Source organism: Cupriavidus sp. 01L45 (assembly GCF_056399885.1).
The window spans coordinates 21,419-36,719 of sequence record NZ_JBFTSG010000048.1 but is presented as its reverse complement, the minus strand read 5'-3'; the positions used below and the strand labels follow the sequence as shown (position 1 = coordinate 36,719).

The following is a 15,301-nucleotide window of genomic DNA, read 5'->3' as shown; positions in this document are numbered from 1 at the left end:
GGATCCGGCCCGATGACTCTGGCGAACGACATGTCCGTCCTCTCCTGCTTCCCGGCGGCATCGTCCGCCGGCGCCGACGATGCGTCCGGCGCGCGGGACTGCCACCTCTTCGGATACCTCGAGGCCCGCGCGCAGCGCGACCACGACAGCTGCGCGATTGCATACCAGGGCCAACGCATCACCTATGGCGACCTGCACCGCGCCGCCCTGTGCCTGGCCGGCTATCTGCAGCAGCACCTTGCGGTGCGGCGCGGCGACCCCGTGCTGCTGGCGATGCGGGACGGCCCGCAGCTCGCGGTCGCCTGGTATGCCGTATTGCGCTGCGATGCCGTGGTCGTGGCGATGAACCCGGCCATGACGCCGGTGGCCATGGCCCGCTGCGCCAGCGATACCGGCGCGCGGGTTGCCATCGCCGCGCAGGAAGCCCGGGCCGCCGTGACGACCCTGCTCGGCGAGGGCGGACTGCGTGGCTGCATTGTCGCCGCGTGCCCGGCGCCGTCCGGCCTTTCCGGCAGCGCGCAAGGCAAGGCGCCCGGCAAGGCTCGGCCTGCCGTCGTGCACGATTTCGCGGATGCATTGGCCGCAGGTATCGGGCCGGTGCCCATGGTGGCGAGCGGACCGGACCCGGCCGTGCTGCTGCATGCGCCGGATGGCCCGGGCCAGCCGGGCGCCACGACCCTCAGCCATCGGGGCTTCGCGCGCATGGCGGACCGTGCCATGCCCGCCTCGCCAGGCGGCATGGCCAGCCTCGCTTCGCTGCACCAGGCAGTCGTGCGGGGCGACACGCTCTTGCTGCCATTTGCCCGCTGATTTGCCAGCTTACTTGCAGCTAACGCCAGACCACAGGAATTGCGACCCTCAACGGGACTCACCAAGCGCCGCAACCACAGCACCGACATCATGACCAAGACGACGACACCTTACGGAATCACCGGATACGGCGGTTATGTGCCCCGCCTGCGCATGCAGCGCGCCGCCATCGCCGCGGCTCACCGCTGGATGGCGCCCGGCAATGCCGCGCTGGCCAAAGGCCACCGCGCTTTCTGCAACTGGGACGAGGACAGCGTGACCATGGCGGTGGAAGCCGCGCGCGACGCGCTGGACCACCGCCCTCGCCACGACTTTTCCGCGCTCGCGCTGGCCACCACGCGGCCCGCCTTCGGCGACCTGCAGAGCGCCAGCATCGTGGCGGGCGCGCTCGACCTGCCGGCCAATGTCCGCACGCAGGACGTCGGCCTGTCGCAGCGCGCCGGGGTGTCCGGCTTGCTGGCGCAGCTGCGCGCCGCGGACGGCAAGGCGCTGTTCGTCGCGAGCGACAACCCTGCCGGCAAGCCTGCCAGCACGCAAGAGCTGACCTATGGCGCCGGCGCCGCGGCGTTCACGCTGGGCAGCGAGGACATCCTGGCCAGCCTGATTGGCAGCGCCAGCTGCACCAACCTGTTCGTGGACCACTTCCGCGCCGCCGACGGGAAGTACGACTACTACTGGGAGGAGCGCTGGATCCGCGACGAGGGCTACGGCAAGGTCGTGCCGGGCACCGTGGCCCAGGCACTGGCCGACGCCAACGTCGCGCCCGCGGGCGTCAGCCATTTCATCCTGGCATCGGCCCTGAAGGGTGCTGCCGCGATGGTGGCCAAGCGTTGCGGCTTCGCGCCTGAAGCCGTCAGCGCACACCTGGACGAGCATTGTGGCTATGCCGGCGCGGCGCACGCCTGCCTGATGCTGGCCGATGTGCTGGAGCGCGCGCAGCCAGGCCAGGTGATCGTGGTCGCCGGCTTCGGCCAGGGCTGCGACGTGCTGGTGCTGCGCGTGACCGAAGCCATTCTCGGATTCAGGCCGCGCCGCGGCGTGGCCTGCGCCATCGCCGACGGCCAGATCCACGACGCCTACCTGCGCATGCTGTCGTATGGCGGCTCCATCGACCTGGAATGGGGCATGCGCGCCGAGAAGCCGGTCAAGACCGCCTTCACCGAGCAGTACCGCTGCGCGCACCAGCTCGCCAGCTTTGTCGCCGGCAAGTGCCCTCATTGCGGCACGCTGCAGTTCCCGCAGCTGGCCTATTGCGTCAAGGCAGGTTGCAACGCSCCGGCGGCCGGATTCACACGCGCGCACCTGTACGACGTGCCGGCCAAGGTGTTGACCAGTACCGCGGACTGGCTGTCCTATCACCCCTCGCCGCCCCTCTACGTCGGCTTTGTGCAGTTCGACAACGATGCGCGGGTACTGATGGAAATCGTCGATGTCGGGCCGCAGGGACTGGACGTCGGCACACCGCTGCGGATGGCGTTCCGCATCAAGGACGTCGACAAGGCGCGCAACTATCCGCGCTATTTCTGGAAAGCCACGCCGGTGTCGGCATAAGGGGAATCAACATCATGGCAAACGGTATCAAGGACAAGGTCGCCATCATCGGCATGGGCTGCTCGCGCTTCGGCGAGCGCTGGGACGTGGGTACCCACGAGCTGCTGGCCGAGGCCTTCGACGAAGCGCTGCTCGATGCCGGCATCGGGCGCAAGGAAATCGAGGCAGCTTGGTTCGGCTCCTGCCTGGACGCGGTGAACATCGGCAACTCCGCCATTCCCGCTTCGCTGGCGCTGCGGCTCGACGGCATTCCGTTCACCCGCACCGAGAACATGTGTGCCACGGGCACCGAGGCCCTGCGGGGCGCGGCCTACGCTGTTGCCTCCGGCGCCGTCGATATCGCCCTGGCGATCGGCGCGGAGAAGCTGAAGGACACCGGCTATGGCGGCCTGCCGTTCTCGTACAAGGGCACCATGAACGACCTGTGGCTGCCGCTGGGATCGGCGCCCGCGGGCTTCGCGCAGCTGGCCGACGGCTATCGCACAAAGCATGGCATTTCAAAGGAAGACCTGAAGCGCGCGCTGGCACGGGTTTCCTGGAAGAGCCACCAGAACGGCGCGCTCAGCCCGAAGGCGCACCTGCGCAAGCCGGTGTCGATGGAGCAGATCCTGGCCGCGCCGATGATCGCCGACCCGCTCGGCCTGTTCGACTGCTGCGGCGTCAGCGACGGCGCGGCGGCAGCCATCGTCACCACGCCGGAGATCGCCCGCGCGCTCGGCCGCAAGGACATGGTCACCATCAAGGCGATCCAGCTCAGCATCAGCTCGGGCATCGAGTCCACCACCAACGCCTGGGATGGCAGCCACGTACGCAATACCCGCATGGCCACCCAGCGCGCCTACGCGGAAGCCGGCATCACCGATCCGCGCAAGCAGTTGTCGCTGATTGAAGTGCACGACTGCTTCTCGATCACCGAGCTGGTCACGATGGAAGACCTGTTCATCTCCGAACCGGGCCGCGCGGTGCACGACGTGCTCGACGGCTTCTACGACCGCGATGGCAACGGCGTGCCGTGCCAGGTCGATGGCGGCCTGAAATGCTTCGGCCATCCGATCGCGGCCTCCGGCCTGCGCATGGCCTACGAAATCTACAACCAGCTGCAAGACCGGGCCGGCGAGCGCCAGCTCGCCAATCCCACCACGGGCCTGACGCACAACCTGGGCGGCGTGCCTTACCAGGGCATTGCGGCGGTGAGCATCCTGGGCCTGAACCATTAAAGCCGGCCAGTCCATTTCTTGTTCGTTTTTGGAGGAGTTTCAACCATGAGTTTGCTTCAAGGGAAAGTCATCATCGTCACCGGCGCCGGTGCGGGCGTCGGTCGCGGCATCGCTCTGGAGGCGGCGCGCCAGGGGGCCCGCGTGATCGTCAACGATCTCGGCGTCAACATGGACGGCTCCGGCGGCAGCGCCGGCCCGGCCCAGGAGACCGTCGACCTGATCAAGGCAGCGGGCGGCGAGGCCAGCGCCAACACCGACAGCGTGGCGGAATGGAGTTCGGCGCAGAAGATCGCCCAGCAGGCACTCGACCTGTACGGGCGCGTCGATGCCGTGGTCAACAATGCCGGCAACCTGCGCGACGTCATCTTCCACAAGATGAGCGAGGAAGAATTCGACGCGGTGGTACGCGTGCACCTCAAGGGCAGCTGGAACGTGTCGCGCGCGGTGGCGCCGCACTTCAAGGCGCAGGAAGGCGGCGCCTTCGTGCACATGACCTCGACATCGGGCCTGATCGGCAACTTCGGCCAGGCCAACTACGCCGCCRCCAAGCTGGGCATCGTCGGCCTGTCCAAGTCCATCGCCGTGGATATGCAGAAGTTCAATGTCCGCTCGAACTGCATCGCGCCGTTCGCCTTCACGCGCATGGTCGGCAGCATCCCGACCAACACGCCGGAGGCCGCGGAACGCATGAAGATCAACATGACGCTGGAAGCCGGCAAGATCGCGCCATTCACGCTGGCGCTGCTGAGCAACCAGGGCAAGCAGATCACCGGGCAGGTCTTTGGCGTGCGCAACAACGAAATCTACCTGTTCTCGCAACCGCGCCCGATCCGCACCGCGCATGCCAGCGAAGGCTGGACCGTGCAGTCGTGCATCGAGCGCGCCATTCCCATGCTGCAGGGTTCCTTCTATCCGCTGGAACTGTCGCGTGACGTTTTTCCGTGGGATCCGGTCTGACCCCCTTTGAGCGCCGGCCGCGATGCGGGTGCACCGTGTCGCGGCCGGCATCGGCATGCAGTGATCCAGAGCCCGACCCAAACCAGCGTCAGGCGCGGCGAATACAAAAATAGAAATGGAGACATTCATGAAGCTGACCAAACACATGCAGTGCGCCCGGGTTGCCCTGCTGGCAGCCGGCGCGGCGCTTGCCGGAACGGCAAGCGCGCAGTCCGTGACCCTCTACGGCCTGATCGATACCAACATCGAGTACGTCAACAACCAGTCGAGCACCGGTGCGACCATACCGGCGGGCCCGGCGGCGCATCGCGTCGCCATGCTGACCGGCGGCATCGGCGGGTCGCGCTGGGGCTTGCGCGGCGTGGAGGATCTCGGCAACGGGCTCAAGGGCGTATTTGTGCTGGAAAGCGGCTTCAGTTCGGATGACGGCAAGATGGCCAACAGCGGCCGGCTGTTCGGACGGCAGGCCTACGTCGGCTTCGACAGCCCGTATGGCAAATTGACCTTCGGCCGCCAGTACACCTCCATCTTCGACGTACTGGCCAACTACCAGGCCGGCTTCTACCAGCCTCAGTACGAGCCGGTGGTGGCGTACCTGGGCCGGTACTACCGGGAGGACAACGTCGTCAAGTACGGCGCCAACTTCGGTCCGCTTGAAGTCGCCGCGCACTGGTCGTTTGGCGTCGATACCACCGTGCCCGCAACGGCAGGCGAAGTGCCGGGGAATTTCCGTTCGGGTGCTGCCTATGGCGCGGCGGCAAGCTACGCGGCCGGCGCGTTCGGCGTCGGCGTCGCCTACGATGAGGTCGACGCCGCCACGACGGCCGGCGGCCCCCCGGGCAAGGCGAAACGCGCCGCGGTGGCGGGCAAATATGCGTCAGGCCCGGTGCGCCTGGTGGCGGGCTACCGCTGGGGCCGCAGCCAGAATCCGGCAGGCGTCGAGACCCTGCGCGACAACTACTACTGGGTCGGCGGCACCTACGCCTTCACGCCGCAACTTGAATCCACGCTAGCCTATTACTACGACGACGTGCGGCAGGTCACCAATCCGGTGAACGGGGCCATGCTCGGCGACATCAAGAACCCGTGGCAGGTGATGTTCACGACGAAGTACTTCTTCACCAAGCGCACCAGCCTGTATCTCGCCACCGCCTACTCGAAGAACGCCGGCCTGAATTTCGACACCTCGGTGGGCGGCCTGGGCACCGGCTACTACCTCGGCGCCGGCAAGAACAGCCAGTTCGCCGTCACCCTCGGGATGCGGCACATCTTCTGACGACCTTCGTTTCACTTAGTGGAGAATCCAATTGAAAAAGACTTGTGCAATCGTCGGCGTCGGCATGACCCGCTTCGGCAAGTTCCCCGACCAGACGGTACGGATGCTGGCGACAAGCGCGGTCAAGGCCGCGCTTGACGACGCCGGCCTGCAGGCGCAGGACGTCGACCAGGTGTATTTCGGCAACGCCGTGGCCGGCCTTATCACCGGCCAGGAAATGATCCGCGGCCAGGCCGCGCTGCGCTTCACCGGCCTGATGGGAAAGCCGGTATTCAATGTGGAGAACGCCTGCGCAACCGGCAGCACGGCCTTCCATCTCGCGTGGAACGCGGTGCGCAGCGGCCAGGCCCAGGTGGCCCTGGTGGTGGGCGCGGAACGGATGACGCACGAGGACAAGCGCGTTTCCTTCGGCGCGCTGGCCAAGGCGGTCGACCTCGAGGAAGAAAAGCCGGCCCATGTCGGATCGGGCAGCGGCTCGATCTTCATGGACATCTACGCCGAGAAGACGCGCAAGTATATGGCCGAGACCGGCGCCACCGCTGCGGATATCGCGCAGATCGTCGTCAAGAGCCGCAAGGCCGCCTCGCTCAATCCCTACGCCCAGTTCAGGACCGAAACGACGGTCGAAGAGGTCCTGGCAAGCCGCATGATCAGCGACCCGCTGACCCTGCAGATGTGCTCGTCGATCGGCGACGGCGCCTGCGCCGTCGTGCTGTGCTCGCCCGATTACCTCAAGCGCATGACCACCGCGCGCCCGGTCTGGGTGGGCGGCTCGGTACTGGTTTCGGGCACGCCCGACGCCAGCCTCGCGCATTGCGCGGTGCGCGCGACGTACGGAGTGTATGAGCAGGCCGGCGTCGATCCGCTCGACATCCATGTGGCGGAAGTGCACGACGCCTCCGCGCCCTCAGAGCTGATGTACTACGAAAGCCTGGGGCTGTGCCGTCCCGGCGATGGCCTTGGCATGCTGCGCAGCGGCGCAACCGGGTTGAACGGCAAGATCTCCGTCAACCCGAGCGGCGGCCTGCTGAGCAAGGGCCATCCGATCGGCGCCACCGGCGTCGCGCAACTGGTCGAACTGACGCAGCAACTGCGTGGCGAAGCCGGTCCGCGCCAACGTGACAATGCCAGGCTCGCCCTGGCCGAGAACGGCGGCGGCCAGATAGGCCTGGATGGGGCGGCTGCGGTCGCCACCATCCTGCACGTCTGAGTGGTGTGAAGAGCCGCGCGCCGCGCGGCGGGCGAAGGCGCTGGTTCATGCGCCTTCGCGATGGATTTCAGATGAGAAGGAACCGAAATGGATTTTCAACCCGATCCGGGCCTCGCGTCGTTCCGGCAGGAGGTGCGCGATTTCCTGCGCGATCACTTGCCGGCCGACCTGGTGGCGCCCGTACGCAGCGGCACACGCTCGCCCAACGCGGACCTGGTGCGCTGGCAGCGCATTTTGAACCAGAAGGGCTGGGGCGCGCCCTACTGGGCCAAGGAGCACGGCGGCACCGGATGGTCGGTGCTGCAGCGGCTGGCCTTCGACGAGGAGTGCATGGCCGCCGGCGCACCGTCGCAGGATGGCGCCGCGCAGAAACTGATCGGGCCGGTGTTGAACGAATTCGCCACACCGACGCAGAAGGCCGAGCACCTGCCGCCGATCTTCAATGCGGATCGCACCTGGTGCCAGGGATTCTCCGAGCCCGGCTCGGGCTCGGACCTGGCGTCGCTGCGCACCCGCGCGGAGCGCGATGGCGATGACTATGTGATCAACGGCCAGAAGATCTGGACCAGCTATGCCCACCGGGCCGACTGGATCTTCGTGCTGGTGCGGACCAATACCGAGGTGAAAAAGCAGGCTGGCATCACCTTCCTGCTGGCCGACATGAAGACACCCGGCATCACGGTGCGGCCGATCCGCAGCATCGACGACCGCCACCACCTCAATGAAACCTTCTTCGACAACGTGCGCGTGCCCGTCGCGAATCGCATCGGAGAGGAAGGCGAAGGCTGGAAGATCACCAAGTTCCTGCTCAACAACGAACACGCGTCGGCGGCGGATCTGCCGACCCTGCGGCGCTACCTGACGCAGCTCAGGCAGCTCGCGGGCAGCCAGCGCGCCGGCACGCGCACGCTGGGGAGCCGGCACGAGTTCGCCTTGCAGCTGGCGCGCTTCGAGGCGGAAGTGAGCGCCATTGCGATGATGGTCCAGCGCGTCGCCACCCTGGAGCAGGATCACAGCCCGGGCGCCCACGCGATGGGCTCGATGCTCAAGGTGCGCGGCACCGAGCTGCAGCAGAGGATGAGCACCTTCGTGGTGGAGTCGCTCGGCGACTATGGCGCGGTGGCCTTCCCAAGCGCGCAGGAAGAAGCGGACGGCGCGCGCATGCCGGCGCAGTGGCCCGGGCGCGGACTGGCCAATGAGATGTTCTTCCGCCGGGCCTCGACCATCTACGGCGGCACCAGCGAGGTCCAGCGCGGCATTATCGCCAAGACGCTGTTCCAACTCTAAGAACCGAGCGATCATGAACTTCAATTTGCATTCCGAGCAGCAACTCCTGCAGGACAGCGTGCGCCGCTTCGTCGAAAGGAGTTACAGCTTCGAACAGCGCACCGAGCTGCTCAAGGGCGGCACCGGCTGCAGCGAGGCCCACTGGCGCACCTTTGCCGGCAATGGCTGGCTGGCGGCTGCCTTGCCGGAAGACCACGATGGCCTTGGCGGAACGGTCATCGATACCACGCTGATCTGCCACGAGGTGGGCCGGGGGCTGGTGGTGGAGCCCTATATCGGCTGCGCCGTGCTCGCTGCCCAGACGCTGGTGGCGGCCGCCCGCCCCGCGCAACTGGCCCGGCTGATGCCGCTAGTGGCGGAGGGCACGCGCCGGTTCGCCCTGGCGTACAGCGAAGCGCAATCGGGCGGTTTTCCAGAGCCGGTTGCGCTGCGCGCCGAGCTGTGCGCCGACGGCTATGCGCTGCATGGTACCAAGACGCTGGTGCTGGGCGGCACCGTGGCGGACACCTTTATCGTGTCGGCATCGCTGGCGGGACATGCCGGGACGACCCTGTTCCTCGTGGACGCGGACAGCCCGGGCCTCGTCGTGCGCGGAATGCGGCTGCACGATGGCAGCCACGCGGCGGAACTGGTCTTCGACGGCGTCCAGGTGGGCCCGGCCGCCGTGCTCGGCGAGCCTGGCAACGGTGCGGCCGCGCTCCGGCATGGCCTGGAACACGCCACCGCTGCGTTGTGCGCCGAGCTGGTCGGCGTCATGGAAAAGGCCATCGAGCTCACCGCGGATTACCTGAAGATCCGCAAGCAGTTCGGCGTGCCCATCGGCACCTTCCAGTCATTGCAGCACCGTATCGCGGACATGGCGACGGAGATGGAAGTCTCCCGCTCGATGCTGTACGCCCTGCTCGCGTCCCTCGCCAACGACGACGATGCCGCGCGCCAGTGCGCCTTGTCCCAGGCGAAGGCATTGATCGGGCGTGCCGCCAAGGCCGTGTGCGGCCAGGCCATCCAGTTGCACGGCGGCATCGGCATGACCGAGGAATACGCCGTGGGCCATTACTACAAACGTGCCGTCGTCGCCGACTTCCTGTTCGGCAGCGCCGACCGGCACGAAGCTGCCTGTGCGGCGGCATTGCAGGCGTCGCTGACGCCGGAGGAACAATAAACATGAAGACCTATGAAAAGATCACGGATCTCGCAGGCCGCATCGGCGAGTGCATCGGCATCAGCGACTGGTTTGCCGTGGAGCAGGAGCGCATCAATCTGTTTGCCGATGCGACCGGCGATCACCAGTGGATCCACGTGGACCCGGAACGCGCCAAGGGCGGCCCGTTTGGCGGCCCCATCGCCCACGGATTCCTGACGCTGAGCCTGCTGCCGGTCCTTACCGCGACCGCCTACAAGATCCTGGACGCCCGCACCGGGGTGAACTATGGGCTCGACAAGGTCCGCTTTCCCGCCCCCGTGCGGGTCGGCAGCCTCGTTCGCGCGCATTTCAAGCTGCTGGCCTGGGATCCGCTTGCCGGTGGCGGCGCGCAGATGAAGGTCGAGATGACGGTCGAGTGCCAGGGCCTGGACAAGCCGGTTTGCGTCGCGGAATCGATCATGCGCCGCCTGCCCTGAACCGCCTGGCACGCCAGTGCCTGTCAGCGTGCGTCCTCCCTGGCCGCGGATGGCAAGGGAGGACGCCAACGGATTCCAACCAATATGGGGCGAAGCACTCATGAGTCAATCCACATCGACTCCGGCCTGGAGAAAACCGCTGCACTACCGCCACATCGCCACCTCCGGCTTTGCGCGCAGCGATGGACTGTTCGATATCGAAGGACAGTTGCAGGACATCAGTCCGGATGGCACCGACCTTATTTTCAAGACGGTGCCGCCGGGCACGCCTATCCATGACATGCGCATCGTGCTGACGGTGGACCGCGATCTGGTCATCCAGGCTGCGACGGCGCGCATCGAGAGCGGTCCGACCAAGTTTTGTCCCGAGATCGAGACGGCCTACGCGGCACTGCGCGGCATGCGGATCGGCCCGGGCTTCAAACGCGAGGTCAAGGCGCGTCTGGGCGGCGTGCAAGGTTGCACGCACCTGACGGAGCTGGTCAGCGTACTCGCCACTACCGCCATGCAGAGCCTCTTTGCGATGCAGCGCACCGAGCGCGGCGGCCGCCGGCCTGCCGACGGGCAGAGCCCGATGCCACGGCCGTCGCTGGTCGACAGCTGCCACACCCACCGCATCGACGGCGAAGCGGTCAAGGTGCTGTGGCCGGAACACCGGCGCGCTGGCGCGCAATAACGAACTGCTGCCGCGCCGGCCGCCTTGCCGGGCGCGATGGCCTTCCGGAGTCCTTCTGAACATGGAAAAATCGATGGCTTCACGCACGCTGTACACCCATGCCGATCTGCGGCGCATATTTCATCCCCGCAGCATCGCGATCGTCGGCGCGACGCCCAACGAACGCGCCTTCGCCGGCCGCGCCATGGGTAACCTGCGCGGCTTCGGCGGGCAAAGGATGTTCGTCAATCCGAAGTACGACCGTATCGGGGAGCAAGTCTGCTATCCCTCGCTGGCCGACCTGCCCGAGACCCCGGACTGCGTCCTGATCGCAACGGCACGCGACACGGTCGAGCCGATCGTGCGCCAGTGCGGCGCGCTTGGCGTCGGCGGCGTGGTGGTGTTCGCCTCCGGGTACGCCGAGACGGGCAAGTCCGAACACGTCGAAGAGCAGCTCAGGCTGATCCGGCTGGCGCGCGAGAGCGGCGTACGGCTGCTCGGACCGAACTGCATTGGCTACGCCAGCTACGTCGACAACGCCATCGTCTCCTTTGCCGACCTGGCGCCGCGCACGACACCGCTGCCGGCGCATGCGATCGGCGTGGTGAGCCAGTCCGGCGCGCTCGCCTTCGCCATGCAGGAGGCCGTCCACCACGGTACGGCTTTCAGCCATGTGTTTTCCTGCGGTAATGCGGGGGACATCGACGTGGCGGACCAGATCTCCTTTCTCGCCGGCGATCCGCACTGCGCCGCGATTGCCTGCATCTTCGAGGGACTGTCCGACGCAAACCGCATCGTCCAGGCGGCGCAAGCCTGCGCCGACGCCGGCAAGACGCTGGTGGTCTACAAGACGGCCCGCGGCAAACTGGGGGCCGAGGCGGCACTGTCGCACACAGGCTCGATGGCAGGCTCCAACAGCGCCTATGCCGCGGCGTTCCGCCACGCGGGCGTGGTGCAGGTCGAAACGCTCGAACAACTGATTCCCACGACCGCGTTCTTCGCCAAGGCGCCACGGCCCAGCGCCGCCGGCACCGCGATCGTGTCCATCTCCGGCGGGGCAGGCATCATCGCGGCGGACGAAGCCGAACACCATCACGTGGCCCTGCCCCAACCCGCCGAACAAACACGTGCCGTGCTGGAGCGCTGCATCCCGGATTTCGGCGCGGCCCGCAACCCGTGCGACGTCACCGCGGAGGCAGCCAACAACTTCACCTCCTTTGTCGAATGCGGCGAAGCCATGTTCAGCGACCCGGCCTATGGCGCGGTGGTGTTGCCCTTGCCGGTCACGGGCGAGCCCAATGTCAGGCGGCTGCAACTGTTCAACGACCTGGCGGCGAGGCACGACAAGATGGCCTGCGGGCTGTGGCTGTCGGAATGGCTGGAAGGGCCAAATGCCGCGATGGCCGAGAACCTTCCCAGGCTCGCTTTGTTCCGCTCGGCGTCGGACTGCTTCGCCGCGCTGGCAGCCTGGCACGCCCGCGAGCAATGGCTGGCGCAGCGCAACGAGGAACGGCCGCCCCGCCTGACACACGAATCCGTGATTCGCGATGCGCGCGGGATGATCGAGGCCACGCCGGCCAGGGTACTGACCGAGCGGCAATCGAAGGACGTGCTGGCCTTGTATGGGGTACCGGTGGTTGGCGAACACCTGGCGACAAGCGAGGCATCAGCGATCGAGGCGGCGTCGGCCTGCGGCTATCCCGTGGTCCTCAAGGTCGAAAGCGCGGACATCCCGCACAAGTCCGAGGCAGGCGTGATCCGCATCGGTGTGCGCGATGCCGACGCCGTGGTGACGGCATACCGCGAGATCATGGCGAACGCGCGTAAGGTGGCGGGCGAGGCCGCCATCAAAGGCGTGCTGGTGCAAAGGCAGGTCCCGGCCGGCGTGGAGATCCTGGTCGGCGCGCAGGTGGATCCGCAACTCGGCCCGCTCCTTGTGGTCGGCATGGGCGGCGTCCTGGTGGAACTGATGCAGGACACGGTCACCACCATGGCGCCGTGCTCCACGCAGCAGGCACACCGCCTGCTCGAACAGCTGCGCGGCTATCCGTTGTTGCAGGGCTTCCGCGGCGCCCCGCCGGTCGATATCGATGGGCTCGCCAACGCCATCGTCCGGCTCTCGGAGTTTGCCGCCGACCAACGCACGGTGATCGCGGAGTTCGATGTCAATCCGCTCATCTGCAGCGCGGACGGCGTCGTCGCGGTGGACGCGCTGATTGCAAAGCCCCAGGCCAGCGCGGCCTGACACGCCGGCTACGGCCGGCTCGATGCTGCCATCAAAACAAACAAGAATGCAGGAGACAAGCATGACAATGATTCCCTTACCGGCCAGGCGCCGCCTCATCGGCCTGGCTGTCATCGGCACCCTGTACGGCCTTGGCTTGCCGGCGAGCGCTCAGACCCGGGATTATCCCGAACGGGTGATCAAGATCGTTTCGGTCACCAGCCCCGGCACCGGCCTGGACGACTACTCCCGCCTGCTGGCGAAGTTCCTTGGACAGAAGCTCGGCCAGAGTGTCGTGATCGAGAACCGGCCCGGCGCGGGCATGATCATCGGCACCGACTACGTGGCGAAAGCCGCGCCGGACGGCTACACCTTGCTCTATGCGGGCTCCGGCGCGATGGCAGCCAATCCGTTCCTGTACAAGCAGTTGCCCTACAACCCGCGCAAGGACTTCGTCCCCGTGGCGCGCATGTCCGCGTTGCCGGCCGCCATCGTGGTGCCGGGTTCTTCGCCCTTGCGCACCATCGCCGATCTGACCGCGGCCGCCAAAGCCAGGCCGGGAAGCCTGAACTACGGCACCAGCAGTTCCGGCTACCAGACGATCATGGCTGCGTTCGGGGAAGCAGCAAAGATCCGGACCGTCAACGTCCCCTACAAGACGCAAGGCAATCTGCTGACCGATGTCATGGCCGGCGTGGTCGACTACGCCGGCGTCGATGCATCCGCCGTGGCGCCGCATATCCGCTCCGGCAAGATGCGGGCGCTGGCGGTTGTCGGTCCAAACCGCGTATCGGTCCTTGGCGACGTGCCGACCATCGCGGAATCCGGCCTGCCGGAACTCACCATGATCAACTGGACGGGCCTGTTCGCGCCGGCCGGCACGCCCCCCGCGATCGTGGACCGGCTCACCCGCCTGACGCTGGAGTTCGTGAACTCGCCGGAAGCCGTCGCGCACTACGCCAGCCGCGGCAGCGCGCCGTATCCGGCCGCCGGGCCGGAGGTCAGCAAGGCGATCATGGAAGACCAGCAGATCTGGAAACGCCTGATCGCCATCGCCGGCATCCAGCCCGAATAGGCCGGCCCCCCCGCAGCGGCGAAAGCCCTTACTTGCCGAACGCCGCGACGCCAGCGACACGTTTATCAATACACGGTTTATTTTTTGACCGGTTTTGGAAGGGGTTTCCCGGGGCCACTGCGCAAGACTGACTACCAGGCCGCTCGGCATGAGCGGCCTGGTCCCTGCCGCAAGCGCATGGCTTGCTGGCCTCTCGCTGTCGTCCATTTTCGAATTAGTGTCAGGGTCTGGCCGAGCGACGACTGAACCGTTGCTCGATGACCTCCGTTCCCCATTGCGCCCCCTCCGATTCGCCGGTCAACCGAAAGCCAAATGACTCATATAGATGGCGCGCCGCATCCAGACCTTTGAACGTCCAGAGGTATGTCTCGCTAAAGCGCTCGTCAACAAATCTCATCGCGCGAGACATCAGTTGCCGTCCGATACCGGAGCCACGCAACGAATCGTCCACAATGAACCATCGCAAATGGGCTACGCCCGCGTTGTCATCCCCGTCGATTGCCAACGAGGCGAGAAATCGGCCATTTTCTGCGTAGAGCCATAGCGCCTTGCCGCTAGCCGGCAGCGCACCGGCGAACTCGGCAAGCTCCGTTGCCACCTTCTTCTCGAAAAAAGCGCCGAAGCCCCAGTGCTCCGAGTAGAAGCGGGCGTGCAAGCTCGCGACGTCGCCAATGCAGCCAGGCTGGTAGCCTTCCAGAATCCGTGTGGGCGAGGCATCTTCGGAAGTGGCTTTGGCCGAGTTGTCCCTTGCAAGTGCGTCGGCGTACAGCGCGAGAGAGCGGACCAAGGCTTGCTGGTCGGCAGGAACCATACGTCGAAGCGCGTTGGAGACCTGATCCGTCGCGAATCGGTCGATCTTTCTCCGGAGCTTCTGCCCTGCGTCCGTCAGATACAGCTCGGACGAACGCGCATCTTCATTTGCAGTCTGGCGCTCCACAAGTCCGCTCGCCTCCAGCCTCGCGACCTGCCGGCTGGTGTTCGACTTGTCCAGGCGCAAGATATTGCCCAGATCCTTCGCATTGATGCCCGGCGTCGCCCCGATCTCGATGATCGCGTGGACAGCCGACGGAGCAAGATCACTCTCGGCCAGCGTCGTTCGCATGAAACCGAGTTCACGAACCAGTCTTCGGGAAAAGTCCCGGAGCTCCAGTATCGTAGTTTCCCGGGGCTTGGCTGGCATGTCGACAAGATCCATGACGGGCTCTCACAAGTTGCGCTTCGCAAGCAATATAGTTGCGAAACGCAACCTATGCAAGTCAGTCTTGCGGAGACGTCGAATTCCGGCAAGCACCCTTGATGGGCCGTTTTCGATTCTGCCGCGGCCGCCGACGCGTGTCGGCGGAACATCCATACTTGGCCGGGAAGGGACCTCGACCGGCCGCTACCCGGTCGTCCCTTCCCGACCCACAGGGGACGATC

The 15,301-nt window shown here is 66.4% G+C and carries 13 protein-coding genes; 12 read left to right on the top strand and 1 reads right to left on the bottom strand.

The genetic code is table 11. From position 1 onward, the window contains the following. Nucleotides 1-30 precede the first annotated feature (30 nt). The 12 genes from AC1DT6_RS28405 (at nt 31) to AC1DT6_RS28350 (ending at nt 13,882) form a co-directional block, all read left to right on the top strand. Nucleotides 31-810: an AMP-binding protein gene (locus AC1DT6_RS28405; protein WP_441629549.1), complete on the top strand. Its 780-nt coding sequence runs from the start codon at nt 31-33 to the stop codon at nt 808-810. A 90-nt stretch (nt 811-900) separates the two neighbouring features. Further along, nucleotides 901-2,361: a 3-oxoacyl-[acyl-carrier-protein] synthase III C-terminal domain-containing protein gene (locus AC1DT6_RS28400; protein ID WP_441629548.1), complete on the top strand. Its 1,461-nt coding sequence runs from the start codon at nt 901-903 to the stop codon at nt 2,359-2,361. 14 nt (nt 2,362-2,375) lie between these two features. Further along, nucleotides 2,376-3,578: an acetyl-CoA acetyltransferase gene (locus AC1DT6_RS28395; RefSeq protein WP_441629547.1), complete on the top strand. Its 1,203-nt coding sequence runs from the start codon at nt 2,376-2,378 to the stop codon at nt 3,576-3,578. A gap of 45 nt (nt 3,579-3,623) precedes the next feature. Next, the gene (locus AC1DT6_RS28390) at nt 3,624-4,535 is read left to right on the top strand and encodes an SDR family NAD(P)-dependent oxidoreductase (protein ID WP_477115134.1); all 912 of its coding nucleotides are present in this window, start codon (nt 3,624-3,626) and stop codon (nt 4,533-4,535) included. 127 nt (nt 4,536-4,662) lie between these two features. After that, a complete protein-coding gene (locus AC1DT6_RS28385) occupies nt 4,663-5,811 on the top strand; it encodes a porin (protein ID WP_441629545.1) in 1,149 nt (382 codons plus the stop codon). 31 nt (nt 5,812-5,842) lie between these two features. After that, a complete protein-coding gene (locus AC1DT6_RS28380) occupies nt 5,843-7,021 on the top strand; it encodes a thiolase family protein (RefSeq protein ID WP_441629544.1) in 1,179 nt (392 codons plus the stop codon). Nucleotides 7,022-7,108: 87 nt separating this feature from the next. Beyond that, nucleotides 7,109-8,308, top strand: coding sequence for an acyl-CoA dehydrogenase (locus AC1DT6_RS28375; protein ID WP_441629543.1), 1,200 nt, complete (start codon nt 7,109-7,111; stop codon nt 8,306-8,308). Nucleotides 8,309-8,321: 13 nt separating this feature from the next. Further along, nucleotides 8,322-9,470, top strand: coding sequence for an acyl-CoA dehydrogenase family protein (locus AC1DT6_RS28370; RefSeq protein WP_441629542.1), 1,149 nt, complete (start codon nt 8,322-8,324; stop codon nt 9,468-9,470). Between the two features lie 2 nt (nt 9,471-9,472). Continuing rightward, complete coding sequence (locus AC1DT6_RS28365; RefSeq protein ID WP_441629541.1) at nt 9,473-9,928, top strand: MaoC family dehydratase; 456 nt, start codon at nt 9,473-9,475, stop codon at nt 9,926-9,928. Between the two features lie 100 nt (nt 9,929-10,028). Beyond that, nucleotides 10,029-10,604, top strand: coding sequence for a DUF2889 domain-containing protein (locus AC1DT6_RS28360; RefSeq protein WP_441629540.1), 576 nt, complete (start codon nt 10,029-10,031; stop codon nt 10,602-10,604). A gap of 73 nt (nt 10,605-10,677) precedes the next feature. After that, nucleotides 10,678-12,828, top strand: coding sequence for an acetate--CoA ligase family protein (locus tag AC1DT6_RS28355; protein WP_441629539.1), 2,151 nt, complete (start codon nt 10,678-10,680; stop codon nt 12,826-12,828). Between the two features lie 61 nt (nt 12,829-12,889). Next, nucleotides 12,890-13,882: a Bug family tripartite tricarboxylate transporter substrate binding protein gene (locus AC1DT6_RS28350; protein ID WP_441629538.1), complete on the top strand. Its 993-nt coding sequence runs from the start codon at nt 12,890-12,892 to the stop codon at nt 13,880-13,882. Between the two features lie 220 nt (nt 13,883-14,102). Here AC1DT6_RS28350 and AC1DT6_RS28345 read toward each other — a convergent pair whose 3' ends face one another. Then, nucleotides 14,103-15,077: a GNAT family N-acetyltransferase gene (locus AC1DT6_RS28345; protein WP_441629537.1), complete on the bottom strand. Its 975-nt coding sequence runs from the start codon at nt 15,075-15,077 to the stop codon at nt 14,103-14,105. Between the last annotated feature and the right edge of the window lie 224 nt (nt 15,078-15,301).

Excerpts from the sequence above, each read along its gene's own strand:
- AC1DT6_RS28395 (WP_441629547.1), top strand. The coding sequence starts at position 2,376 with ATGGCAAACGGTATCAAGGACAAGGTCGCCATCATCGGCATGGGCTGC.
- AC1DT6_RS28385 (WP_441629545.1), top strand. The coding sequence starts at position 4,663 with ATGAAGCTGACCAAACACATGCAGTGCGCCCGGGTTGCCCTGCTGGCA.
- AC1DT6_RS28360 (WP_441629540.1), top strand. The coding sequence starts at position 10,029 with ATGAGTCAATCCACATCGACTCCGGCCTGGAGAAAACCGCTGCACTAC.
- AC1DT6_RS28375 (WP_441629543.1), top strand. The coding sequence starts at position 7,109 with ATGGATTTTCAACCCGATCCGGGCCTCGCGTCGTTCCGGCAGGAGGTG.
- AC1DT6_RS28405 (WP_441629549.1), top strand. The coding sequence starts at position 31 with ATGTCCGTCCTCTCCTGCTTCCCGGCGGCATCGTCCGCCGGCGCCGAC.
- AC1DT6_RS28345 (WP_441629537.1), bottom strand. The coding sequence starts at position 15,077 with ATGGATCTTGTCGACATGCCAGCCAAGCCCCGGGAAACTACGATACTG.
- AC1DT6_RS28350 (WP_441629538.1), top strand. The coding sequence starts at position 12,890 with ATGACAATGATTCCCTTACCGGCCAGGCGCCGCCTCATCGGCCTGGCT.
- AC1DT6_RS28370 (WP_441629542.1), top strand. The coding sequence starts at position 8,322 with ATGAACTTCAATTTGCATTCCGAGCAGCAACTCCTGCAGGACAGCGTG.
- AC1DT6_RS28355 (WP_441629539.1), top strand. The coding sequence starts at position 10,678 with ATGGCTTCACGCACGCTGTACACCCATGCCGATCTGCGGCGCATATTT.
- AC1DT6_RS28365 (WP_441629541.1), top strand. The coding sequence starts at position 9,473 with ATGAAGACCTATGAAAAGATCACGGATCTCGCAGGCCGCATCGGCGAG.